The organism is Microcoleus sp., from assembly GCF_041354475.1.
Taxonomy (GTDB): Bacteria; Cyanobacteriota; Cyanobacteriia; order Cyanobacteriales; family Microcoleaceae; genus Microcoleus.
Genome location: NZ_JBGJZU010000075.1, coordinates 1 through 24,210 on the forward strand (window position 1 = coordinate 1; position 24,210 = coordinate 24,210).

At 43.9% G+C, this 24,210-nt stretch carries 21 protein-coding genes and 1 pseudogene; 8 read left to right on the forward strand and 14 right to left on the reverse strand.

What is annotated here, in order from left to right; genetic code table 11:
• Positions 1-341: pseudogene (locus tag ACBR23_RS22630) on the forward strand (RNA-guided endonuclease TnpB family protein); the annotation flags it as partial.
• Between the two features lie 83 nt (positions 342-424).
• Here the strand turns inward: ACBR23_RS22630 and clpS are convergent.
• On the reverse strand, positions 425-706 hold the full coding sequence (gene clpS, locus ACBR23_RS22635; protein WP_340518689.1) for an ATP-dependent Clp protease adapter ClpS: 282 nt from the start codon (positions 704-706) through the stop codon (positions 425-427).
• A 48-nt stretch (positions 707-754) separates the two neighbouring features.
• Between clpS and ACBR23_RS22640 the strand changes: the two genes are divergently transcribed.
• The 4 genes from ACBR23_RS22640 to ACBR23_RS22655 all read left to right on the forward strand — a co-directional run bounded on the left by ACBR23_RS22640 (position 755) and on the right by ACBR23_RS22655 (position 3,430).
• A complete protein-coding gene (locus tag ACBR23_RS22640) occupies positions 755-955 on the forward strand; it encodes a hypothetical protein (RefSeq protein WP_371116626.1) in 201 nt (66 codons plus the stop codon).
• A 49-nt stretch (positions 956-1,004) separates the two neighbouring features.
• Positions 1,005-1,607 carry a DUF3172 domain-containing protein gene (locus ACBR23_RS22645; protein ID WP_341732035.1) on the forward strand — a complete coding sequence of 201 codons (603 nt, stop codon included), beginning with the start codon at positions 1,005-1,007 and terminating at the stop codon, positions 1,605-1,607.
• Positions 1,608-1,781: 174 nt separating this feature from the next.
• Positions 1,782-2,765, forward strand: a complete 984-nt coding sequence (locus tag ACBR23_RS22650; RefSeq protein ID WP_371116625.1) for a DUF1517 domain-containing protein — start codon at positions 1,782-1,784, stop codon at positions 2,763-2,765.
• A 110-nt stretch (positions 2,766-2,875) separates the two neighbouring features.
• A complete protein-coding gene (locus ACBR23_RS22655) occupies positions 2,876-3,430 on the forward strand; it encodes a cyclic nucleotide-binding domain-containing protein (protein ID WP_341735602.1) in 555 nt (184 codons plus the stop codon).
• A gap of 148 nt (positions 3,431-3,578) precedes the next feature.
• Here ACBR23_RS22655 and gltD read toward each other — a convergent pair whose 3' ends face one another.
• A complete protein-coding gene (gltD, locus tag ACBR23_RS22660) occupies positions 3,579-5,063 on the reverse strand; it encodes a glutamate synthase small subunit (RefSeq protein WP_371119781.1) in 1,485 nt (494 codons plus the stop codon).
• A gap of 312 nt (positions 5,064-5,375) precedes the next feature.
• Complete coding sequence (locus tag ACBR23_RS22665; protein WP_371116623.1) at positions 5,376-6,587, reverse strand: EAL domain-containing protein; 1,212 nt, start codon at positions 6,585-6,587, stop codon at positions 5,376-5,378.
• A gap of 301 nt (positions 6,588-6,888) precedes the next feature.
• Here ACBR23_RS22665 and ACBR23_RS22670 point away from each other — a divergent pair, with 301 nt between their 5' ends.
• Entirely contained in the window at positions 6,889-7,413 is a 525-nt protein-coding gene (locus ACBR23_RS22670; protein WP_341735599.1) for a heme-binding protein, read from the forward strand.
• A 118-nt stretch (positions 7,414-7,531) separates the two neighbouring features.
• On the opposite strand, the gene ACBR23_RS22675 is transcribed toward ACBR23_RS22670, so the two are convergent.
• From ACBR23_RS22675 to ACBR23_RS22695, 5 genes are all read right to left on the reverse strand, one after another.
• A complete protein-coding gene (locus ACBR23_RS22675; protein ID WP_371116622.1) occupies positions 7,532-7,948 on the reverse strand; it encodes a secondary thiamine-phosphate synthase enzyme YjbQ in 417 nt (138 codons plus the stop codon).
• Between the two features lie 110 nt (positions 7,949-8,058).
• Positions 8,059-9,159 carry a glycosyl transferase gene (locus tag ACBR23_RS22680; protein WP_371119782.1) on the reverse strand — a complete coding sequence of 367 codons (1,101 nt, stop codon included), beginning with the start codon at positions 9,157-9,159 and terminating at the stop codon, positions 8,059-8,061.
• A 79-nt stretch (positions 9,160-9,238) separates the two neighbouring features.
• A complete protein-coding gene (locus ACBR23_RS22685) occupies positions 9,239-9,376 on the reverse strand; it encodes a chemotaxis protein CheB (RefSeq protein ID WP_371116620.1) in 138 nt (45 codons plus the stop codon).
• Positions 9,377-9,556: 180 nt separating this feature from the next.
• Positions 9,557-9,817: a chemotaxis protein CheB gene (locus ACBR23_RS22690; protein WP_371116619.1), complete on the reverse strand. Its 261-nt coding sequence runs from the start codon at positions 9,815-9,817 to the stop codon at positions 9,557-9,559.
• Positions 9,818-9,838: 21 nt separating this feature from the next.
• Complete coding sequence (locus tag ACBR23_RS22695) at positions 9,839-10,852, reverse strand: hypothetical protein (RefSeq protein WP_371116618.1); 1,014 nt, start codon at positions 10,850-10,852, stop codon at positions 9,839-9,841.
• Positions 10,853-10,974: 122 nt separating this feature from the next.
• On the opposite strand from ACBR23_RS22695, the gene ACBR23_RS22700 reads away from it, so the two are divergent.
• Positions 10,975-11,541 carry a hypothetical protein gene (locus ACBR23_RS22700; protein ID WP_371116617.1) on the forward strand — a complete coding sequence of 189 codons (567 nt, stop codon included), beginning with the start codon at positions 10,975-10,977 and terminating at the stop codon, positions 11,539-11,541.
• A gap of 4 nt (positions 11,542-11,545) precedes the next feature.
• Here the strand turns inward: ACBR23_RS22700 and ACBR23_RS22705 are convergent, their stop codons facing one another.
• Positions 11,546-16,870, reverse strand: coding sequence for an AAA family ATPase (locus ACBR23_RS22705; RefSeq protein WP_371119783.1), 5,325 nt, complete (start codon positions 16,868-16,870; stop codon positions 11,546-11,548).
• 361 nt (positions 16,871-17,231) lie between these two features.
• Between ACBR23_RS22705 and ACBR23_RS22710 the strand changes: the two genes are divergently transcribed.
• Entirely contained in the window at positions 17,232-19,697 is a 2,466-nt protein-coding gene (locus ACBR23_RS22710; protein WP_371116629.1) for an ATP-dependent Clp protease ATP-binding subunit, read from the forward strand.
• 436 nt (positions 19,698-20,133) lie between these two features.
• Here the strand turns inward: ACBR23_RS22710 and moeB are convergent, their stop codons facing one another.
• The 5 genes from moeB to ACBR23_RS22735 form a co-directional block, all read right to left on the reverse strand.
• On the reverse strand, positions 20,134-21,300 hold the full coding sequence (gene moeB, locus ACBR23_RS22715) for a molybdopterin-synthase adenylyltransferase MoeB (RefSeq protein ID WP_371119784.1): 1,167 nt from the start codon (positions 21,298-21,300) through the stop codon (positions 20,134-20,136).
• An 86-nt stretch (positions 21,301-21,386) separates the two neighbouring features.
• On the reverse strand, positions 21,387-21,848 hold the full coding sequence (locus ACBR23_RS22720) for a Mov34/MPN/PAD-1 family protein (RefSeq protein ID WP_371116615.1): 462 nt from the start codon (positions 21,846-21,848) through the stop codon (positions 21,387-21,389).
• A 31-nt stretch (positions 21,849-21,879) separates the two neighbouring features.
• Entirely contained in the window at positions 21,880-22,476 is a 597-nt protein-coding gene (locus tag ACBR23_RS22725; RefSeq protein WP_341739695.1) for a Uma2 family endonuclease, read from the reverse strand.
• Positions 22,477-22,644: 168 nt separating this feature from the next.
• Positions 22,645-22,872 carry a ferredoxin family protein gene (locus tag ACBR23_RS22730; RefSeq protein ID WP_341732525.1) on the reverse strand — a complete coding sequence of 76 codons (228 nt, stop codon included), beginning with the start codon at positions 22,870-22,872 and terminating at the stop codon, positions 22,645-22,647.
• Between the two features lie 59 nt (positions 22,873-22,931).
• Complete coding sequence (locus ACBR23_RS22735) at positions 22,932-24,167, reverse strand: ATP phosphoribosyltransferase regulatory subunit (RefSeq protein ID WP_371119796.1); 1,236 nt, start codon at positions 24,165-24,167, stop codon at positions 22,932-22,934.
• Between the last annotated feature and the right edge of the window lie 43 nt (positions 24,168-24,210).

A 24,210-nucleotide genomic window follows, 5' to 3' on the forward strand; every position in this document is an offset into this window, starting at 1 on the left:
CAGCTTTTGGGCAATTTTTTACGACGCTGAGCTACATAGGAGAAAAAACTGGGGCAGTCGTCGTTTCACAAAAACCTGCTTACACCTCAATGCTTCTGTGTTATCGGAATGAAATGGTTTTCACCGATTGCAATATTCGAGAGTATTGGGACGAGCAAAATTCTTTGAGGGTAGATCGCGATCTTAATGCTGCGATTAACCTAAAAAGACTGGGGTTGGACATTTTCCCCAGTATAAAACGCCCTAGTGGGAATCTTTCTATAGTTGGTTCTATGGATAACAGTACCATCAAGGAAATCTTACATACCCTTCATCGGGCTGTTAAGAAGCCCACATCATAATCTGTACTCAGATTTGATGTGGGAGTATGTCACCTATCTGTTTTTTTTGTTGAGATGGCAGAGTCTTGCTGTACACTCAAACTCTATTCGTCAGGTTCGATCGTACTACTCAATCCGTGATTGTTGAGCGTTTCGCTGTAAAACTCAGCGTGTTCTAGGGCACACACAATCACCAGTCCCAGCCCGTTGGTGTGAGCTTCCATCATAATATTCACAGCCTGTGGCTGAGTCAGACTCGGAACCGTCTGCATCAGAGTCTGCACCACGTACTCCATCGGGTTGAAATCATCATTGTGCAGCAGAACGCGGTAGCGGGGTGCAAGCTTACGGACTGTTGAAGGCTTGACAATAATTTCGACAGACACTACTTTGTATCCTCCTGGTGGGTAAAATGTTAAAATTTGTGAATAATCTTGAGCCGGATTCTTCCGCTGTGCAATGGTATCCGACTTTTAGTTATTTTAATTGAATTGACATCCTGTGAGGTGATCAAATTCCGACAAAGCAGCAAAAAAGTCGATCGCCAGACGCAGATGCAGTTTGGCAAAACTCCTGTCTCCCAAGCCTGTTACCGTGAGCGGGCGATCGCCGTACAATTAGAACACAAAAGATAAAAATAAAAAACTACTCCCTGGTAACTCTCCAAAACCCACTGAAGCTTATATGAAACGCAAACCTAAACCCTACAACGACAGATTCACAGCCGACGCACCGCGAGGAGATGAAGACTCCGACTATTCCAGTCCCTTTGGCGGACAATCCCGACGCCAGTCTCCCTCTGGGAAACCTTCCTTTGTCAATTACACATCCTTGGGGATTTTAGCAGCAGTGTTCATTCTCGGCATTGGGATTGGCATTGCCTTTAGCTCTACCGCTACCATTAGCCCAGAAAACGTAGCATCCCGCGAATTTATCGATCGCAGTGCCCCCAATCCCGAACTTTGCGTACAGTTTGGAGCCAGCGCGATGGTGACAGATATGCGCGCCTATGTCACCCTCAACCCTTTCAACGTCTACATTTCACAGCCGACTATGCGCCCTGGCTGCGTGCTCAGGACCAATAACTGGGCAATTCTAGAACAAAGAAAGCTCGTCAGCCAAGACCAAGTACGCGAGTGCAAAAATCGGATGAATACATTTGGCTTCACCGGTACTTTGGAAAGTCAACCGGATATCAATTGTATCTATCAAAACGATAGTGCCAAAAACCTGTTTATCAACCAGCCCGGTTCCGTGGCTCCAACCACAGATAATCAGAATTTCTAAGGTGAGGTTATCTCCCGTTATCCCCAAGGGTTAGCGGGAGAGCGACCTCTATAGTTTTTCGTCAGGACTTGAGTCCTTAAGTACGGATATCTCACCGATTTCACGCCTGCAACCGGGCTGCCCACAGGCGAGAATAGACTGTAAATTATATATGTATCGCATAGTAATGGTCTTATGTACAAGCAACTAATTTCAAGAATCAAACCGCTTTTGAAATCACTATTTGCGATCGGGCTGGTACTGACACTAGCCCTGGGTAACGCTGATGGAGCCCTGGCGGCCCGCAGCGGAGGACGCATCGGTGGTGGCTCTTTTCGGGCTCCAGCGCGCAGTTATTCGTCTCCTAGCCGCACTTACGCACCGTCTGGAGGGGGGTACTACCCTGGTGGTGGCTTTGGTGGTGGCTTTGGTTTCCCGTTCTTGCTGCCCTTTTTTGGGTTTGGGGGCGGCTTTGGTGGTTTGTTCTCGATTTTGATTTTTATTTCGATCGCGAATTTCCTCGTCCAAAGCTTCCGCCGCGCCGGGGGCACAGGGGAGGAAGAACTAGGCTACAGCACACCTACAAACGTCTCTGTGGCTCGTTTGCAAGTTGGTTTGCTAGCAGAGGCTCGCGGTTTGCAATCGGAACTCGACTCCTTAGCAAAAACAGCGGATACCGATACAGCAACGGGTCGCGCTCAGGTGCTACAAGAATCTACTCTGGCGTTGCTGCGCCATCCAGAATACTGGGTTTATGCCGGTGCTGAATCTCAGCAAACTCGCTTGGAAGCAGCAGAAGCTAAATTTAATCAATTTTCTCTGGCAGAACGCAGTAAATTTACAGAAGAAACTCTCTCAAATTTTAACAACCAGCTTCGGGAATCTGGAAGCAACAATGTACTGCCAAGTGTGAAGGAAAATGGCGTACTGGTGGCTGGGGATTTGAGTCAAGCTCCTGGTGAATATATTGTGGTGACGTTGATTGTCGGTACCCTAGGCAAACTGCAATTACCAGTAGTCAAAAATACTGAAGATTTGCGCATGGCTTTGCGTCAAATTGGGGGAGTGTCTAGCGAGCAGTTGTTGGCGATTGAGGTGCTGTGGACTCCTCAAGCTAATGGCGATACTTTGACTGCTGATGATATGTTGGCTGGTTATCCCGATTTGCGATCGATTTAGTCAGAGACTATGGGCACGGTGAATTGTACCCCGCGCCCATGACAGGGGTTTTATTTAAAAAAATTGTTTAACCAATGCTATTATAAAAAAAGCGATCGGGAGCTAAATTCATGACCGACAGCAGTAGAAAAAAAGCACTTTTCATTTTGAGCCAGTTAAATAACGATGACATCAACTGGATAGTCCAAAAAGCTAAGAAGGAAATTCTTGACCCCGACAGGATACTGATCCACGAAGGGAGACAAATCGATGCCCTCTACATTGTATTGAAGGGAACTTTGAGTGTTTTGCTAGAGGCGAAGTCTACTAAAGAACTGGCAAAAATAGGTAGCGGAGAACTGGTGGGAGAAGTTTCTTTTATTGATGCTAGACCTCCTTTGGCAACGGTGAAGGCGATCGAAAAAACAGAGTTGTTAGCAATTCCACGGCGACAATTAATTATCAAACTGCAACAGGATATGGGCTTTGCTTCCCGATTTTATTGTGGAATTTCTCTGTGTCTGGCTGACAGAATGCGCGGTACGATTAGACATATAGAGTATGGTCGTAATCTTGAATTAGAAAACTCTGAATTAGAAGGTGAGGACATTAATCCGAGTGTGATGGAGAATTTGGGTCTAGCCCAGGCTAAGTTTAATTGGTTGATGGAAAATGTGAGGGGTTGAGGGGCTTAAAAAAGACCCATTTTTTTGGTAAAATTTGTCCCCCTTTGAGAAATTCATGTGATTGAATTAATTTAGGGACAAGGCTACCCAAACTGTAAAATAGGGGTAGCTTTGTTTTTAAATTAACTTAAAGTTTTGAACCTACCAATTAAGGCAAATCCGTGCTCCCCATTAAATAAAGGTCGCACTCGCGGGCGACACCCCGCCCCTCGTTAATTGCCCAAACTACCAAACTTTGACCCCGGCGACAGTCACCAGCGGCGAATACTCCCGGAATACTGGTTGTATATTTTTCGTGTTCGGCTTTGATATTGCTGCGGGCGTCGCGTTCCAATCCCATCGCATCCAGCAAGGGCTGTTCGGGACCTAGGAAGCCCATCGCTAGCAAGACAAGCTGAGCTGGTAGGACTTTTTCGGTGCCGGGGATGTGTTTGGGAATGAACTGTCCTTTTTCATTTTTTGTCCACTCCACTTCAACGGTGTGCACGGCTTTGACGTTGCCGTTTTCGTCGCCCTCGAACTTGGTGGCGGTGGTGAGATAGCCGCGGGGATCGTCGCCGAATTTGGCCGCGGCTTCTTCTTGGCCGTAGTCGAGACGGTAGACTTTTGGCCATTCGGGCCAGGGATTGTTGGCGGCGCGTTCGGAGGGCGGTTTGGGGAGGATTTCTAGCTGTACGAGGCTGTTGCAGCCGTGGCGGATGGAGGTGCCCACGCAGTCGGTGCCTGTGTCGCCACCGCCGATGATGACGACATCTTTGCCGGCGGCGGAGATGAAGTTATCGTTGGTGCTCTTGTCGAGAACTGCTTTGGTATTGGCGGTGAGGAAGTCCATGGCGAAGTGGATGCCTTTTAATTCGCGTCCTTCGATGCCTAAGTCGCGGGGTTTGGTGGCGCCGGTACAGAGGACAACGGAGTCGAATTCTTTGAGTAATTGTTCTACTGGTAAGTCTTTGCCGACTTCGGTGTTGCAGATGAATTTGACTCCTTCGTCTTCGAGGACTTTGAGGCGGCGCATCACAACTTGTTCTTTGTCTAGCTTCATGTTGGGGATGCCATACATTAGCAGGCCACCGGGTCGATCGGCTCTTTCGTATACTGTTACCCAATGACCGGCTTTGTTGAGTTGGGCGGCGGCGGACAAACCGGCGGGCCCGGAACCGATGATGGCGATGACGCGGCCGGTGCGTTTGGCCGGTGGTTCGGCGGTGATCCAGCCTTCATCCCAGCCTTTGTCGATGATTGAGGCTTCGATGTTTTTGATTGTGACTGGCGGGTTGTTGATGCCGAGCACGCAAGCGCCTTCGCAGGGGGCGGGACAAACTCTGCCGGTGAATTCGGGGAAGTTGTTAGTTTTGTGGAGTCTGTCTAGGGCTTCTTTCCACAGTCCGCGATATACTAGGTCGTTCCATTCGGGGATCAGGTTATTGATGGGGCAGCCGCTGGCCATGCCACTAATCAGGTTTCCGGTGTGGCAAAATGGGATGCCGCAATCCATGCAGCGGGCTCCTTGGGTGCGGAGTTTGTCGTCGTCCATGGGTAGGTGAAATTCATCCCAGTTGTGGACTCTCTCGACTGGTGAGAGTTCGGAGGGTAGTTCGCGCAAAAATTCGATAAAGCCTGTTGGTTTTCCCATAGTGGTGTCTTGGTTAGAAGTTATTTGTGGTAGTTGTCAATGCTGAAGCTGGGGGGCTTCTGAATTTACTATTTAGATCTAAATTATGGGCGATCGCGACTCTGATTACCAGTCGTGGACGCCCAAACTAGGTTTCTGAAAGTAATTGCTTCATTTTAGGTTGAGGACGATCGCGAGAAACTGGGTATTTTTGACAGTCCTGGGCGCACTCTGAGTCAAAAACCCGGTTTCTGCGTGAATATTTGTCGAAAAAAACGACAATTTTGGGAATAAACCGGGTTTTTTGCCTCCAGGACTATCTTCCTTCTTCCTTTACTGACCTTGCTTCAGCAACTGCTCAAAATCCGTTGCCGGCAAAGGACGACTGAACAAATATCCTTGCATATAATCGCATTTATAGCGCCTGATAAAATCTTGTTCTGATTCCGTTTCAACACCTTCGGCAATTACTTCCAGACAGAGACTGTGAGCCATTTCAATAATAGCTTTTACAATCGCTGCATTTCGAGAACCATCTGTGATATTACGAATAAATGAGCGGTCTATTTTTAAAGTATCGAAGGGGTATTGTGTCAGATAGCTTAAGGAAGAATAGCCTGTTCCGAAATCGTCAATAGAAATAGAAACTCCCAATTTTTTTAATTGTGTCAAAGTAGCGATCGCGCTTTCGGTATCCTCTATCATCAAACTTTCCGTTAACTCTAATTCTAAACTGTTTGGTTCCAAACCAATTTTTTCTAAAATTTCTGCCACTCTAGTGCTGAGTTCCGGTTGGTGAAATTGACGAGGTGATAAATTAACCGCCACCCGCAACCCAGAAAAACCATCATTTTGCCAAGATTTTAAATGCTGGCAAGCTGTCTGCAATATCCACTCGCCCAAGGGTATAATAAAGCCAGTTTCTTCAGCAACCGGAATAAATTCTGTAGGTGGAATCAATCCTTTTTCCGGGTGTTTCCAGCGCACCAAAGCTTCTGCACCCACAATCTTACCGGTAGTTAGACTAACCTGGGGCTGATAGTAAACCTGGAATTCTTCTCGTCTTAAAGCAGTGTATAAGCCTTTTTTCAGTATGATTAATTTTTCCGAGGCATCTTGTTCTATGATATGCTCGTTGGTTTGTATTTGTAAATTATTGTATTGCTCGACAAAAGCTTCTTGTTTCTTCAACCGACTGGCGATCGCCCCTACCAGTTCAGCTTTAGTAAAAGGTTTAGTCAGGTAATCATCGGCTCCCAATTCCATGCCCTGCCGCATTTCAGCGCGATCGGCTTTACCAGTCAGAAAGACAAAAGGTACTGTGGCAGTAGCAGGATTCGCTCGCAAGGCCATCAGCACCCCATAACCATTAAGTTCCGGCATGATCACGTCGCAAAGAATCACATCGGGCAGATTGGACATCGCCAAAGATAAGCCCTGCATTCCATTTTCAGCCCCCATCGCATCAAAACGTTCAAACTTGAGGATCTTGATAATATTCTCCCGAATCACACGATCGTCCTCGATCACTAAAATTTTTTTCATATACTATTCCAGGACAGCGGTATAATTAATCATTTACCTCAACATCATCTAATCTAAACAATTGACAACCTACACCCCCCTGACAGAATAACCAAATAGTAGCGAAAAAAATGACAAGCCCATGAAAAATGTTAATTTTCACTGACAATTATATTAATAATTATTTAAGTTTTTATCCCCGGTCGTATTAATATGAGGTTGATTAACAAATCTCTAAATTAATTATAAGTGCAATCCTCAAAATCGAGCGGGATAAATGCTAAAATAGTTTTCCCACTTGTTAAGGCTAAACTCGCAAACAATGTCAGCTTATTTACCCAGTGGATTCCCTGAACCCGCAGAGATTGGCACTATAGAAGTTAAGCAATATCCTCAGTACCGCGCTGTCACCTACTCCCACGCTGGTGATGTGCGACAAGCTACTGGGGTTGCCTTCAATCCCTTATTCCAACATATCAGCAATAACCAAATTGCGATGACAACGCCCGTAGAAGCCCGCTACACAGGAATTGCAGGGCAAATGGATGTTCCCGAAGTACAAGTTTCTTTCCTCTACCCATCACCAAATATCGCTCCCAGCAGCCTTAGCTCGGCTGTCACAGTCACCGATACGCCACCGATGACGGTTGTTAGCATTGGTGTCGGCGGGGCTTACAGTTGGGAAAGCTACGAAAATAACCTCCAAAAACTCAAAAATTGGCTTCAACAACATCCAGAATACTCAATAGTCGGACCTCCGCGACGCTTTTTTTACAACTCCCCGATGACACCGGAAGCAATGAAAATCAGCGAGGTGCAAATTCCGATCGCTCTTTCAAAGAATTGAATTCAGTAGCCAGTAGTCAGTAGTCAGTAGCCAGTAGTCACTCATAAGTAGTTATTTATAAGCAATTACTAATTACCAATTACCAATGCCCGATACGCCATGCCTAATTCCCTCTCTTTCAGTTACCGCTGATATGAACCACGAGTTCGCGAGTCTGCCCCCGCTGACGATGTTCCCATAGGTAAATTCCCTGCCAAGTTCCTAACAGCAGCCTACCGCGAGCGATCGGGATTTGTTCAGAAGTATGAGTCAATGCAGTGCGAATGTGAGCCGGCATATCGTCGGGGCCTTCTGCATCGTGAATATAGGTTGCACCCTCCGGTACCAGTTTAGCTAAAAAGTTGGCTAAGTCCTTGAGTACATCGGGGTCTGCATTTTCCTGGATCAGCAAACTAGCAGAAGTATGGCGCAAAAACAAGGTACAAAGTCCTGTGTTAATACCAGAATTAGCTACCACATTTTCTACACTATCGGTAATTTTGCATAAAGATTTACCGATAGTGTTAATTTTGAATATCTGTTGGTAATGAGTCATAGGATTTTAGATTTGGGATTTGAGATTTTGCAATAATCTTCAGCGGGCGAAGGCAGACGAAAGTTTGACAAGCAGCCAATTCTATGGGCTTTATTTGATTGACTTGTTTGCTATTTAAAATAATCTACAACAGCGTGGGCGATCGCCTCCGTACCATTTTTGGCCAATTTTTCTGACAAACGCGGGGGCTGCATCGGTTTTCCTAAAAAGTCCCAATCACCCTCAAAAAACTCCGCAGCAGTGATAATTTGATGGGAACCATAGTTTTGCATCCCTTCGAGTAAAATCTCCGCTTCGGCAAAACCTTCTCTCATGATAGAAACCACAGGTATGGACAAACGCAAAGCTTCCGAAAAAGTGCTATACCCCGGTTTGGAAATCACCCGTCCGCAGACAGGCATTACATCAACTGGACGCGGTAAAATCGGGAAAGAGTTGGCAAACTCCTGACTCTTGACTCTAATCAAATTTGGCAAATCAGGAGCAGCAGCATCAAAAGTGATAAATTGGCGATCGCTAAACTTGTGTAAATTGTGATAAGGGATATCTTCCAAACCGAGTCCACCAAAAGTCAACAATACAGTATTTTCTAGGGGTGTTTCGATTCTGAATAACTCCCGAATTTTATCGTTACTATACCGAGGATTGCCACCTGTTAAACCAACATCTTCTATATGAGGGAAAAACGACATTTTTTCGTGCAAAGGGAGACGAAAAAGGCGATCGCACATTCCGAAGCACTCACCAATCCAATCCACTATGTCGTCAAACTCCCCGCCCCAATCACGATAAATAAAATCCCAACCAAAATTGCTCATCATCCAGCAAGGAACACCAGCAGCCTTAGCAATCTTTGTCATCACAGGTGGAATATCTGCCAGAATCAAACCCACCCTATTTTGTTTAATAAAATTTACTTCGCTAGCAATTAGTGAATTTTGCTTTTTCCGAATTTCCTGCAACTTTTCCAGTGTCGCATCTAAATCCATATTCAAACTGTCAGACTGCACGACACCAACATCAAAAGCGCGGGGACGGAGAATGAAATCACCTGTGATGTATGATTCTAGCAACCAACGGGGTGCTGTTGTGGCGATAATTAATAAAATTTCTGGATATGATTCTTGAATTTTTGCTGCTACTGATGAGACTCGGACGGCATGGCCGAATCCATGATTAGTGATGGCGATGTATAATGTTGGTCGAGACATTCTGATTGGTAATTGGTAATTGGTAATTGGTAATTGGTTATTGGTGATTGGTGATTGGTGATTGGTTATTGGTAATTGGTTATTGGTGATTTTTTACTCGATCGATAATTTCGCAAGCCATTGCTTCCAAGGATAACACTCGATCGGCTAAACCAGAATTAGCCACACTTCCCGGCATACCCCAAACTACGCTACTAGCCCGATCCTGAAGTGACATACTCCCACATCAAATCTGAGTACAGATTATGATGTGGGCTTCTTAACAGCCCGATGAAGGGTATGTAAGATTTCCTTGATGGTACTGTTATCCATAGAACCAACTATAGAAAGATTCCCACTAGGGCGTTTTATACTGGGGAAAATGTCCAACCCCAGTCTTTTTAGGTTAATCGCAGCATTAAGATCGCGATCTACCATCAAAGAATAGTGTGGGGATTCCCGTCTGTCTAGCTAAAATTTGACCCCCAACCTCCCGAATACCCTCGCAGCCGTGAAGTCCATCTTGTCCCATCCCCGTCAGCACTACAGCTAAAACCCCCGCACCATAAATTTTAGCAGTCGATCGAAACAACACATCCACCGCAGTGCGACAAGAATTTTCTGCAGGAGCTTGATTAGTCCGAATTTGCACTTCAAAACCATGTCTTTCTAACAACATCTTAATTTTTAAATTTAAAATCTAAAATTTAAGATCGGATGGCCAGATAGGCAACTGATTAACCTTTTCCAGCGTTATATCTACATATTTTTCCTCACCAGCCACCCGATTTTCTCCAAAATATCCATCATCACCATCATGCTTATGAGGACCACTCAAACCTTCTGCATAGCGATTTTCTAAACGAGCTTGATTGAATGGTGAACCCACAAACCAGTACCAGCGACTGGGAAAAACTATACCACCAATATCCTCAATTGAGTCGCGAGAACCGCGAAAATGAAAAATGCGATCGGCATCTGCAAAACCATTTTCTCCCGAAAACACACCGCCAACCGAAACAACAGTAATTTCTGCCTTCAGCCATTGTTTAAGATAGTGAGTAGCACCCAGAGCAACTTGTGCCCCACCGCTAGTTCCAATTAAAATAACTTTCAAAGGTTTTTCAGGAGCCTGTGAAATCAGATATTTAGCATTCATCCGCTCAATAATTACATTGGCAATTCCCTGATTATAAGCCTGACCGTAGCGATAATCTAAAGAAATTGCAAACCGCCAGAGATTGCGAATTTTGATGAATATATCGCCCGCAATCGGCCCACTTTTTGCGTGTTCTGCAAACCGCCAAAAAGGTGCTAACAGCCTTTCTCCTCCTAAACTTTTGTTAGAAGCTGAATAAGGAAAAATATCACCCACGGCTACACACTGCGGATGACTTTTTACTAAACTCTTGAGAAAAAATGCTTCCCCACGGGTTAATTCGTCCCCCGAAAAATCGCCTACTCCTGGCAAAAAAACAATATAACAATTGAGAGGCGAAGACTTACCTTCTTCGAGATTAATATTGTTAGAAGGCAATAGTTCCGGCGGAGCTTTCTTTAAACCCAAACTCTCGGCATTTTGACCAAGCCACCAGATAATAGTACCCACTGGCGAAACAATACCCCAGACTATGAGTATTGTACCTGCGACGAGCAACAAATTTAAACTTCCCCCACGCAGCCAGACAAGTATCTGTAAAATCAACTTCAACATTTAATAAAATTTGGTAAAATACCAATAAGTTTTCTAATTTGGGAACAATACTTGATGTATTTTTCTGTATTAGACCCGATTATGTAGAAATTGTCAACTATTTTCAGGAGCAGTAATCAAAAGTGAGGGGAAAAGATTCAATTGCGGGTTTAGGGGTAACGCTGTGGAATGCCCTTTCTTTAAACAGCAATTTTTACGAAAATACTTCATACACTGCCAAAACTAAGCGGATAGCATTAACAATTGTAATTTTAGCAGCGTTGTCTAAGGTTCTGGGCAATGCAGTCATTTTGTTAATCAATCGAACTGAGGCCCCGGTGCTATTTTTAGCTCTTTTGATAGATGGTTTGGCAGTGGTGGGAGGTTATTATTTTTGGACTTTTACTATCTCTAAAATCGGGGATTGGCTAAAACCAGGTCACGTAAATTATGGGGAATTACTAATTCCCATCGGATTTGCCTACGCACCCCAAGTGCTGAATTTTTTAACGCTAATTCCTTTGTTGGGAGAAGGAATAGAGCGTATATTAGCTGTCTGGAGTTTGCTAGCGGTAATTGTGGGAGTTCGCCAAGGGTTGGATATTAAAACTCGCTGGGCGGTGTTAATTTGTTTGGTGGGTTGGCCCTTAATTCAAATTGCGATCGGATTTATGAAAATAATTGAACAATTGCTTTCAGGCTGGTTCTAATTCATCAATAGGGAAGCACCATTTTAAACTCTGCTCCCTCTCCCGGTGCAGAGTCACAAATCAACTTTCCTCCGTGCTGATCTAGCACAATTTTATAACTGATTGACAGTCCCAAACCAGTGCCTTTACCCACTGGTTTTGTAGTAAAAAACGGATCGAAAATTCTGGCTTTCACCTCCGAATTCATCCCCATACCATTATCAGCAATCCGAATCGCCACTTTATTTTTTTCTAATACTTCAGTCACAATCCAAATTGTCGGAGGCTGTGTCTGGTCAACTTTGCTGCCAATTCCGCGAGACAAAGCATCAATAGCATTCATCAGTAAATTCATAAATACCTGATTAATTTCTCCGGCATAGCAGTTCACCAAAGGCAAGTTTGCGTACTGCTTAATCACTGTTATTCCACTTAATCTTTTATGCAAAATCATCAAGGTACTGTCGATGCCTTCATGGAGATTCACCCATTTTATTTCTGATTCATCAAGTCTGGCAAAATTTCGCAACGACAGCACAATATCGCGAACTCTCCCAGCACCTACTTTCATCGAATCAATCATTTTATAAAAATCTTGGATTAAAAAATCTAACTCGATTTCCTCACTTTTATCGACTATAGACTGCACCGGCTGTGGGTAATATTTTTGGTATAAAAGCAATAAATCAACTAGATTTTGAAGATATCGATCGCTATAATGTAAATTTCCATGAATAAAATTAATCGGATTATTGATTTCGTGAGCAATTCCCGCAACTAATTGCCCTAAACTCGACATTTTTTCACTTTGAATTAACTGTAATTGAGTGCGACTTAGTTCTTCTAAGGTGGCTTGTAATTCCTGAGTTCTTTCGACTACTCGCTTTTCCAGAACTGTATAGAAACTGGAATTTTCTAGAGATATCGCTGCTTGTGCCGACAGCATTTTCAAAACTTCTAACCTTTCCTTGGTAAAAGCACCTTTGATGAGATTATTTTCTAAGTAAAAAATTCCTTTCAGATTGCCTTGATGAATCACGGGCAATACCAGAATAGATAGGGGTTGATGGAGGGTAAGATAAGGATCAAAATTGAATTTATCGGTGACTGTAGCATCTTCTAAAACTAAGGGTTCTCTAGTTTTTTCTACATAGTTAATCAAGGAAATTGGCAACAGTCCACCTTCGGTTATTGGCAGAGATTCTAGCACGGTAACATCATTGTTGTCACCGAATAATGCCACTTCTATTGCTAATTTATGACCCGTATTGGCAATAAAAATTATTTTCTCCGCTCCGGCATTTTCCCTGATGATATATAGGAGTTTCTCTAACAAACTACTGATAAAAACTTCACCAGAAAGAGCTTGAGATGCTTTGACAACTGTTGATATATCAAGGGACAAATTCTGATTAATCGTGGTTGTTACAGTGGTGGCACTGACATTAGGATAGAGGATTTGTCGCGAGCGATCGACTAAATAACCATAGCGAGATTCTAAGTCTTTAACTTTGGCTATAGCTCCCCAGTGTATGTAAGCATAATAAGCTTTATCCAGATAAGCTCTGGCAATTATTTCCTTACCCAAAGATTGATAAAACTCTCCAGCTAATTCATAAGCTAATGCTTCTTCTTGGAGATAACCGTTAGCAGCAGCTCCTTTAATAGCTAGGTCATAATAGTCCATTGCTTCTAGCTTATTGCCTAATATTCGAGCTTTTTCCGCTGCCACCAAATCAAATTTATGTTGATAGTTCATGGGTGCATGATATGCCCAAAACTTCATTTTTATCTGATTGGATTCAACAATAGCTAAAGATTCTGTTTGATTTGGTGTCTGAGGGTAATCAGCGAGGAGAGAAAGCGAATAATAAAAATTATGTACCCCGATAGTAATCAGCCCGATCGCCCCATCTGCATATTCTACTGCTAGTTTAGCCCTAGCCACAGCCAGAGCATAATCTTTAAATAAGAACAGCATCATCACTTGAGCTACATAAGCAGCAAATAGCGACATTCGATTATTATGTTTCCGCCACAGAGACAGCATCGCCGAGTCATCCAATCCACGGCTAACTAAGGCTACTTGCTCTGCTGTTTCACTTCTTAAACTCAAAGCAACTACTTGCCAAACTTTAGCATAACCAATGGCAAATTCATGCTTATTTTTTGCCAAAAATTGCATATATATAGCTTGTTGCTGTTCGACATATTCTAAAGGTTCTCCCACTAGAAACAAATTGATAATGTAGTGCTTAGAGCTATAAATAGCCCATTCCATATCACCTACTTCTACACCGATTTTCCTTGCTTCTAAAAATCCAGATAGTGTATTTTTAGCAGGCTCTTGCCAAAGTTTTATGTGGCCATTAAACATGACGTAAACTTTGGCTTTATGTTGAAGATCATGGAATTTTTCCAACAGTTTTAAGGCAATGATTCCAGCATGATATCCAGAGACAATATCACCCTTAACTCCACATAACATCATGCCATAAAGAGTATAGGGAAAAGCGGCTAACCCTGAATGGCCCTTTGTCAGACAAAGATTTACCATTGTCAAGACGAGTGGCGACACAATTTCGGGTTTGGCAATATAAGCAGGAGGATAGATAGCTATTAGTATTTGCAAAGCTGCTAGTTGATAGGGATCTGTCATTTCTGGCAGGTTTTCTATATCATCAATGCTGGGTAATTTAGGGATTTCTAGGTTTTCGTCTAATAATTTAAATCCGAGAATATTCAAAACTTCAATCCCAGTTTCCACAGCTTTCAGCATCTGGCTTTGAGCTTGAAATATCTGTATTTGAAGCTGATACACTTTCATGCAATCGAGCCGATTTTTCGCACAAGTTAAAACTACTTCACCCAAAGCAGTTGCTTGCTCAAAATTAGTATTGAAACATTCTGCTTCTGCCAATTCTACATATAATTTAAGGGTCAAATCATAGTTACTAACCCAACTATCAGATGCTAAGAGTGACATTCCTGCCTTCAAATATTTGACAGCAGCTTCGTAAGCATTAGCAGCTTTTGCCTTACGCCCAGCAATCAGATTTAATTCGGCAATCTCGGTTTTTTTTATAACCACTTCGATGTTATCAATTCCCACATTCAATTGATTAACAATATCAAAAATATTTTCCTCTAATTTATCGTGGGGCGTGCTTTCCAAGAGGATTTTACCTATGCTCATATGGGTGGCTTTTTTCTCACTATCGGGAATCAGAGAATAAGCTGCTTGCTGGACTCGATCGTGTAAAAATTTATAACCTACTAGGGCAGGGTTGAAGCTTAAATCAATTGCTTCTTTCCCATCGAAAAGTAAAGGAATCAGGTAGCTTTCATTCAAAGGAAGTATCAACCCGGCTTGCAAAGCATCCCATAATTCCAAGCCAGTGACTGACACAGACTTTTTGTTAATTGTAGACAGAACATTTAGAGTGAAATGGTCTCCGATACAAGCAGCTAATTGTAAAATATCTTGTGTGATTTTTGGTAGTTTTTGCAGGCGATTTACTAATAGTTCTACTACAGTTTTATCTGTAATTCCAATAGCTTGAATAGCTTCTATGTTCCACTGCCATTCAGCCTGATAAAAATCAAACTTTAAGAGATTTTCTTGATAAATAGCTTTGATTAACTGAGTTAAGAAAAATGGATTACCACCAGTTTTATTCCACAACAATTTAGCTAAATCTTCACAAAATTCTGATTTGTTTAATGTGTCAGAGATGAATCTGTTAACCTGGTCTAAATCTAGGGGTTTTAATACTAAATAGTTGACAATTGTTCCCTGTTCCTGAATATGTTTTACTGTTTGCATCAAAGGATGTGTCGAGTTAACTTCATTATCCCGATAGGCTCCAATTAATAACAAATATTTCGTTTCAGGATTTATAGCCAGTAATTCAATTAATTTCAATGTCGCTGAATCAGCCCACTGCAAGTCATCGAGAAATATGACTAATGGATGTTCTTTCCGTGCAAATACATGAATTAAATCTTTGAATAACCTGTGAAAGCGATTTTGTGCTTCTTTTGGGGCAAGTTCAGGGACTGGTGGCTGTTTACCAATCAGCAATTCTAGTTCAGGAATTACGTCAATAATTACTTGTGCTGAATCACCGAGTGCAGCTAAAAGTTTATGTTTCCAGGTTTGTAAATTTTTGCTACTTTCTGTAAGTAACTGCTGGCTCAAAGATTGAAAAGCTTGAATTAAGGATGCGTAAGGTGTATTCCGCTGGAATTGGTCAAATTTACCGGAAATAAAATAGCCCCGCTGTCGGGTAATGGGTTTATGAATTTCCTTAACTGTTGCTGATTTGCCGATACCTGAATAACCAGATACTAGCATCAGTTCGACTTGGGAATGGGAAGAATTTTCATCGACGGGATTAGCTACTCGTCCAAAGGCGGCTAATAATTCGCTTACTTGTTTTTCCCGTCCGTACAATTTTTGGGGAATCAATAACTGACTTAATATATCTAATTTTCCGGGGCAGAAATCAGTAATTTCTCCCTTGTTTATTAATTGATGTAAACAATTTTCCAAATCTGCTAATAATCCGGCGGCGCTTTGATACCTGTCTTCGGCATTCTTTGCGATCAATTTCATGACTATGTGGGAAATAGTCTGCGGAATGTCGGAATTTATTTGGTCTGGTAAAATGGCTTGAGAGGCTATGTGACTGTAAACTATTTCTAAGGGGTCGTTACTGGGAAATGGTAATTCACCTGTTAGCATTTCATACAGGGTAACTCCTAGGGAATAGAAGTCGGTGCGGTAGTCGAGAAATCGGTTCATTCTCCCAGTTTGTTCGGGAGACATATAAGCAAAAGTACCGATTGTGGAGTTAAAATTATTGATTTGGGGATTTTCTTTGGGCAATTGCGAAGCAATACCGAAATCGGTTAATTTAATCACTCCTGTTTGAGAGTTGATAATAATGTTGCTGGGTTTGATATCTTTATGAATAATGTTGTGAAGATGCAGGTATTTTAAGCTGTTGGCGATCGCGATCGCAATCTTCAGACAAGTAATGAGTTCGAGTTTTTGTCTCGACATTAGTCGATCGACTGATTCGCCACCAAAATCTTCTAAAAGCAAACCCAAGCGGTGGTTGTAACTTTTCAGAGTAAGGACTTTCACTAGACTAGGATGGTCTAAGTTTTCCCGAATCCGGTACTCATGCTTGATGCGAGTAATGGCATCGAGGGTAGGATATTCCCCTTTCAGGATCTTGAGTATGGTAGTTTGCTGCTGGTGAGGAATATTTCCTCGGTAAATAATGGTTTCTATACCTTCGTACAAAGTAGAATGGATTTGGTATTGTGAGCGAAAGGGCATGGGCTTTTCCAAATAACTCAGTGGATTAGAGATTTATACTTGACATGGCCATCATGGCATGGCTAAGTGAAAACCCGGAAAATTTGATAGGTCGAACGGGTGACACCTACATGATTCCGATATAGAATATTGGTAATTATGTAATTATTCTGAGATTCCTTCTAATTAATATCCCAACTAAGTAGCGGACGGCAACCACCCCCCTACTATTCGGCTCTCCTCACTGTCGGCACATCCTCAGCAGCGATACATTATATTGAAGTAAATACACAAAAATTTACATATATAATTTGTGTATTACTCAAAATCGCTCCTCACCAGCAGCGATACAGCCCTAGCCAAGTTAGTAGGATGGGAAAATATGTTTGAACGCTTTACAGAACAAGCCATTAAAGCAATAATGCTAGCCCAAGAGGAAGCGCGCCGCCTGGGTCATAATTTTGTGGGTACTGAGCAAATCCTCCTGGGACTCGTGGGCGAAGGCACTGGCATCGCTGCAAAAGTATTACTAGACATGGGCCTCAACTTGAAAGAGGCGCGCAATGAAATCGAAAATATCATCGGCAGAGGTTCCGGCTTCCTACCGCCTGAAATTCCGTTTACACCTCGCGTGAAGCGGATTTTTGAGACAGCGCTGAATGAAGCGCGGCAGCTAGGACACAATTACATCGGCACCGAACATATTTTACTGGGACTGATCCAAGACGACGAAGGTGTCGCGGCCAAAGTGCTGCAAAACTTGGGGATCGATCGCGCCAGAGTCCGCACCCAGGTAATTCGTGCAGTGGGAGAAGTGGCTGCGGTATCGGGAGGCCGTCAAAATACCGATCGCAAAATCCCGACTTTAGAAGAATTTGGCACAAACCTCACGAAGTTAGCCGCCGAAGGTAAACTAGATCCTGTCGTGGGTCGCGAAAACGAAATCGAGCGCGTCATTCAAGTGCTAGGCCGCCGCACGAAGAATAACCCCGTGCTAGTCGGCGAACCGGGAGTAGGCAAAACAGCCCTCGCCGAAGGACTGGCCCAGCGGATTGTTAACAGAAATGTGCCGGAAATTTTGGAAGACAAACAAGTAATCAGCCTCGATATGGGTTCGCTGATTGCAGGGACAAAATTCCGTGGCGAATTTGAAGAACGCCTGACCAAAATCATGGCGGAAATTCGCGCAGCAGGCAACATCATTTTGGTAATAGATGAAATTCATACCTTAGTGGGTGCAGGGGCAATTCAAGGCAGTATGGATGCCTCCAATATGCTCAAACCAGCCCTAGCCAGAGGCGAATTGCAGTGTGTCGGTGCTACTACCCTAGACGAATATCGCAAATACATTGAGCGCGATGCAGCCTTAGAACGGCGGTTCCAACCGATTAAAGTTGGCGAACCGAGTGTGGCGGAAACGATCGAAATATTGTATGGTTTGCGATCGGCTTACGAACAGCATCACAAACTGACAATTTCTGATGCAGCTTTAGAAGCAGCAGCTACACTTTCAGACAGGTACATTAACGATCGATTTTTGCCCGACAAGGCGATCGACTTAATTGACGAAGCAGGTTCCCGCGTCCATGTGCTTAATTCCCAAACTCCGCCAGAAGTCAAAGAGCTCAAAAAACAACTGCCGGCTGTCAGCAAAGAGAAGGATATCGCTGTTCGGGAACAAGACTTCGAGAAAGCTAGCAAATTGCGCGATCGCGAATTAGCAATCGAAGCCGAAATCGCCGAAGCGACAATCAACAAAAGCCAAATCAGAATCTCTCCCATCGTCACCGAAGAAGACATCGCCCACATCGTCGCCAATTGGACAGGAGTACCAGTCAGCAAACTGACAGAATCCGAATCAGAATTGCTGCTGCACATGGAAGACACTTTGCACCAGCGTTTAATCGGCCAAGAAGAAGCTGTAACCGCAGTTTCTAAGGCCATCCGTCGCGCGCGGGTAGGGTTGAAAAATCCGAATCGCCCGATCGCTAGTTTCATCTTTTCCGGCCCCACAGGCGTCGGCAAAACCGAACTCACCAAAGCTTTAGCAGCTTATTTCTTCGGTTCCGAAGAATCCATGATTCGGTTAGATATGTCCGAGTATATGGAACGCCACACGGTTTCCAAACTGATCGGTTCACCTCCGGGTTACGTCGGCTATGACGAAGGCGGCCAACTAACAGAAGCAGTTCGTCGTCGTCCTTACACGGTAGTCTTGTTCGACGAAATCGAAAAAGCGCACCCAGATGTCTTCAACATGATGCTGCAAATCTTAGAAGACGGCCGCCTGACTGATGCCAAAGGTCGGACAGTAGACTTCAAGAATACCCTGCTGATTATGACATCAAACATCGGTTCTAAAGTGATTGAAAAAGGTGGCGGCGGCCTCGGTTTTGACTTTGCTGAAGATGCAGCCGATGGTCAATACAACCGAGTTCGGAATTTAGTAAATGAGGAACTCAAACAGTTTTTCCGTCCAGAATTTCTCAACCGCTTGGATGAAATTATCGTCTTCCGCCAGTTGAACAAACAAGAAGTCAAGCAGATTGCTGACATCATGTTGCAGCAACTTTTCAGCCGATTAACCGAACAGGAAATCACCTTGTCTGTCACAGAAGCATTCAAGGAACTGTTAGTTAAAGAAGGCTACAATCCCAGTTATGGTGCCCGGCCCTTACGGCGCGCAATTATGCGATTGCTGGAAGATGTACTGGCTGAGGAAATGTTGTCTGGTAGGCTAAAAGAAGGCCAAAGTGCGATCGTAGATGTCGATGAAAACGGTGTAGTGAAGGTGTTACCCGGTGACTCATCGGAACCGAAATTACCTGAACTCGCTTTCAGCGTTTAATCGAGAGTCCTGTAATATAGGACACAGCAGTGCTGTGTCCCTACCCAATAGAGATATGGGGTAGGGACACAGCATTATTTTTGATAATTCATCTCAATTTCGGTTGCATCGGAATTATTAATTTCTCTCTGTGTTCTCTGTGTTCTCTGTGGTTAAATCATTCCGATACAACCAGAATTTATATGATTTAACCGCAGAGTACGCAGAGGAAGCAGAGTACGGGGAGAGATTTGATTCCGATGCAAACGGAATGATATAAAATCCTCTCTTCATCGTCCTGTATTAAACTCTCTCTTCTCTTCCTTCGCGTCCTTAGCGCCTTCGCGGTTAAATCATTCCGATACAACCAGAATTTATATGATTTAACCGCAGAGTACGCAGAGGAAGCAGAGTAGGGGGAGAGATTTGATTCCGATGCAAACGGATTGGATTTGACTTAATATTGAGGCACTGAGGGGTCTACTTCTTGACTCCAAGCCGTAATTCCGCCCTTAACATTAATTCCCTCAATACCAGCTTCCTTCAAAATACCCAAAGCCTTCGCAGAACGCCCGCCCATTTTGCAATGTGCAATTAATCGGTGGCCATTCAACAATTCCTTGACTTTCTCAACACCATTGCCGTTTTCAATATCCGGTAAAGGTACTAATACTGACCCAGGAATTTGAGCAATTTGATACTCGTTAGGATTCCGAACATCTAGCAGGAGAAAATCCTTCGCACCGCTATCGATTAACTGCTTAAGTTCCGTGACAGTCATTTCAGCAACTTGTATTTTTGCTTCGTCTGCTTTGGCTTGAGGAATCCCGCAGAATTGTTCGTAATCGATTAATTTTTCAATTACTGGGCGCACTGGATTTGGTCGCAGTTTTAACTGCCGGAATGTCATGTCTAAGGCATTGTACAGCAACAGTCTGCCGCTCAAAGTAGTGCCTTGACCCAAGATAATTTTGATTGCTTCAGTGGCTTGAATGCAGCCAATAACTCCTGGTAATACGCCTAAAACGCCACCTTCAGCACAGGAAGGTACCATCCCTGGCGGTGGGGGTTCTGGGTACAAATCTCGGTAATTGGGGCCACCTTCGTAGTTGAAAACTGTTGCTTGGCCTTCAAATCGGAAGATGGAACCGTAGACGTTGGGCTTATTTAATAGCACCGAAACGTCGTTCATCAAGTAGCGAGTTTGGAAGTTGTCTGTGCCATCGATAATGATGTCATAGGGTGTCGCAATGGCGATCGCATTTTCGGAACTAACGCGAGTTTCGTACAAATCAACTTGACACAAAGGATTGATTTCTAAAATCCGATTTTTAGCCGATTCAATCTTGGGTTTTCCTATCCAAGATGTGCCGTGAATTACCTGCCGCTGCAAGTTGGAAGTGTCAACAATATCAAAGTCTACAATACCAATGCGGCCAATCCCTGCCGCTGCTAAATACAGCAGCAGTGGTGAACCGAGTCCTCCTGTGCCGATACAGAGTACGCTGGCAGCTTTGAGACGCTTCTGCCCATCCAATCCAACTTCTGGCAGGATTAGGTGGCGAGAGTAGCGTTCGTATTCTTCTTTGTTGAGCTGGATCTCGTCCAGATTAGGATTTAGCATGATATTCTGTGTAGCGCCGATTTTGAATTATATCCTATCTAAATCTTTCGCAGTTTGGCGTGTTTGTGATTTTTAGTAATTATTTCTTAATCTAATGTGAGGATTTCCTCGGCTTGGAATTTGTTTTCTCTGTCTAGAGTCCAACTGCGGACGTCTTCACAACGGCCTTGTGGAACGGACACAATGATGTAGGAGTATTGCGGCCAGGCGAGGGTGCGATCGCACTCTGAGGGTATTGCCTGACCATCTGGGTGAGAATGGTAGATGCCGATAATTTCTAAATTGCGATCGCGCCCCTCTTTCATTCCCTCCAGCATATCTTGTGGTGATATAGCATATCTGCGTTTTTTTGTCAATAATTTTGAATCTGAGCAATTATCTTCAGTTTCCGCACTCCAGGCATTTTTGGTTGGCCAAACTGCTACTAAGGTTTTAACATTGTCCGCGATCGTACCTAACAACAAACCGCAGCACTCTTCAGGGTAGGTGTTTTCGGCGTGGCTGCGGATGGACAATAGGTGAGTCTGGGAAAGTGCGATCGATTGCATTGGTGATTAGTTATTGCTTAAATAAGTTTAGCTACTTAGCTGTTTGCAAAAAAGTTCTATAAGCAATGATAGCTTCAGTCTGATTTACAGAACCAACATATTGACCCAATACAGATAAGTCCAACTCTGGCAAAAATTCACTCCTTGAAATTAACTCATAACCTTCTTCTCGCAAGTGGTAAACAGAAAACTGATTGTTCACCCAAAACCAGACTTCAGGAATCTGCAAACCGCGATACACTTCCAGCTTGTCAATACCACCGCTAGTCAGAGCAATTTCGATCGCAATATCCGGGATTTCTGCCAATGTACCCAAGCAGTAACACTCATCTGGTTCCGCGCCCCGTCTCACAGCTTCACGGCGAAATGTAGCATTTCCGTAACCGTTGAGATTAATTAACCTTTCAACCGCATAGGTTTCGATCAACCGGGCAATAATTTTTTTCAGTCTTTCATGTTCCGGCGAAGTCGTCATAATAATTTCTAACGTTCCTTCCAAATACGTCATTCTGGGAAAATCATCAACAAACATATCAGAAAGTTGCTTATATTGTTCCCAAGTCACCTCATATAAAATGACGCGCTGTTGAGCGGCAGGAACCAGAGTTTCTGGATCTAAAAGTAGCATAATTAATTACCTGCAATTAAGATATATAAACTTGAGATTTTTCGATATTTCTCAACCTTCCTCTCTGTGTCCTCTGCGCCCTCTGTGGTTAGTAAAAAAAAGTCCCTATAGAACTTTAACGAACCGCGAAGACGCGAAGGACACAAAGGAAGAAAAGAGTCAACTCAATCAAGTGGGAGTTTGCTGTAACTCTGGCCGCTCATCGGCGACGATCGCACCTTCGACAGGACACACCTGCAAACAAATACCGCAGTCAATGCAGGTATCAAAATCAATCCAAAACCAATCTGTACCCTTGACATTTTTGCCATCGCCAGGTTGGATGCAAGCAACCGGACAAGCGCCGACGCAATCAGCAACCCCTTCGCAAATATTCGTAACGATAGTATGTGACACAGTGTTCTCCGCGATCGTACCGGGTTTTTTAGGTTGATAGTCCGTCCAGGACTGAGCTATTAATTTACCATTTCAATTGTCGGGAATCCTTCGGCATTCACCCAGGCAATTTGAGCAATGCGTCGATCGCGCGCATATTCCCGCACCCCATCCACAGTCTCCCGACTCTCCAAATCGATTTCTACCCGAACTACCTCGCTAGACTCTCGGAGTTTTCGAGCATAAACAAAAGCCGCAGCCGCAGCATCAGAGGTTTGAGGCACAACCAAAAAGTCGCTGGCTGGGGTCTCTTTTGCTAATTGACCCTCCGTTAACAAAATTTGGTGCAAATCTTCAATATTCAAACAAAACCCAATTCCAGGGTGATTTTGCCCTTGGGGATCGAACAATCCCAAGAGGCGATCGTACCGTCCCCCTTGTCCCAACACTCGCTGTCCCGTCTTGGGACTGCTGACAACTTCAAACACAATTCCCGTGTAGTAGTCAAAGGTTTGAATTAAACTCAAGTCTAGGTGGATATGGGATTTCAGATTCGGGATTTTTGATTGACATTGGTATAGCAATTCGATCGCCGATTTCAGATTATTTAAGGCTGCTTGTTGCGGCTCATCTAAATCGAGCTTTGCCACAATCGGAAACACATCTTCTGGGCGGCCCCGCAAGTCAAATAATAGTAGAGCTCTTTCTCGCAATTCCGTAGACAGCGGTAAATTTTCCAAGCCTACTCGATCGAGATTGGCGATCGCCCCCCGAACTTGGGAGCGCACATTTGGCGGAAACGGTTCCAACAAAGTAGCAGTTAAACCCGCTTCTCCCAGCACCAAATGCCAGTCATCAATTTCTAAACCCTGCAAGCACTCAGACAGCAGTAGTAGCACTTCCGCATCAGCCATCGTCCCCCCGGAGCCTAGCAACTCTACCCCTGCTTGATAGAACTCCTGCTGCCCCCCAGAGCCTGTATCGGGGCCTTTGCGAAACACATTAGCATTGTAATATAGACGCTGAGGCTGCCAGGGAGTCCCGGCCATCCGCATCACAGCAGCGCGGGCGATGGAAGCAGTCAATTCTGGACGCAAGCCTAGTTCTCCATCGACGGCATCTTGCAATTGAATTAAGGTCGATCGGTCGATCGCCCCTCCAGCCATCAATGTCTCCAGCCTTTCTAGAGTCGAAGTAATAATCCGGTGATAGCCCCAGCGATGAAAAACTTGCTGCAAACGGCGTTCGATCGAAATTTTTTGAGCTACGTCAAGGGGCAATAAATCTCTTGCGCCCGATGGGGGTTGGTGAACCATATCAATTTGGGATTTTAGATTGGGGATTTTCGATGCAGCTAGA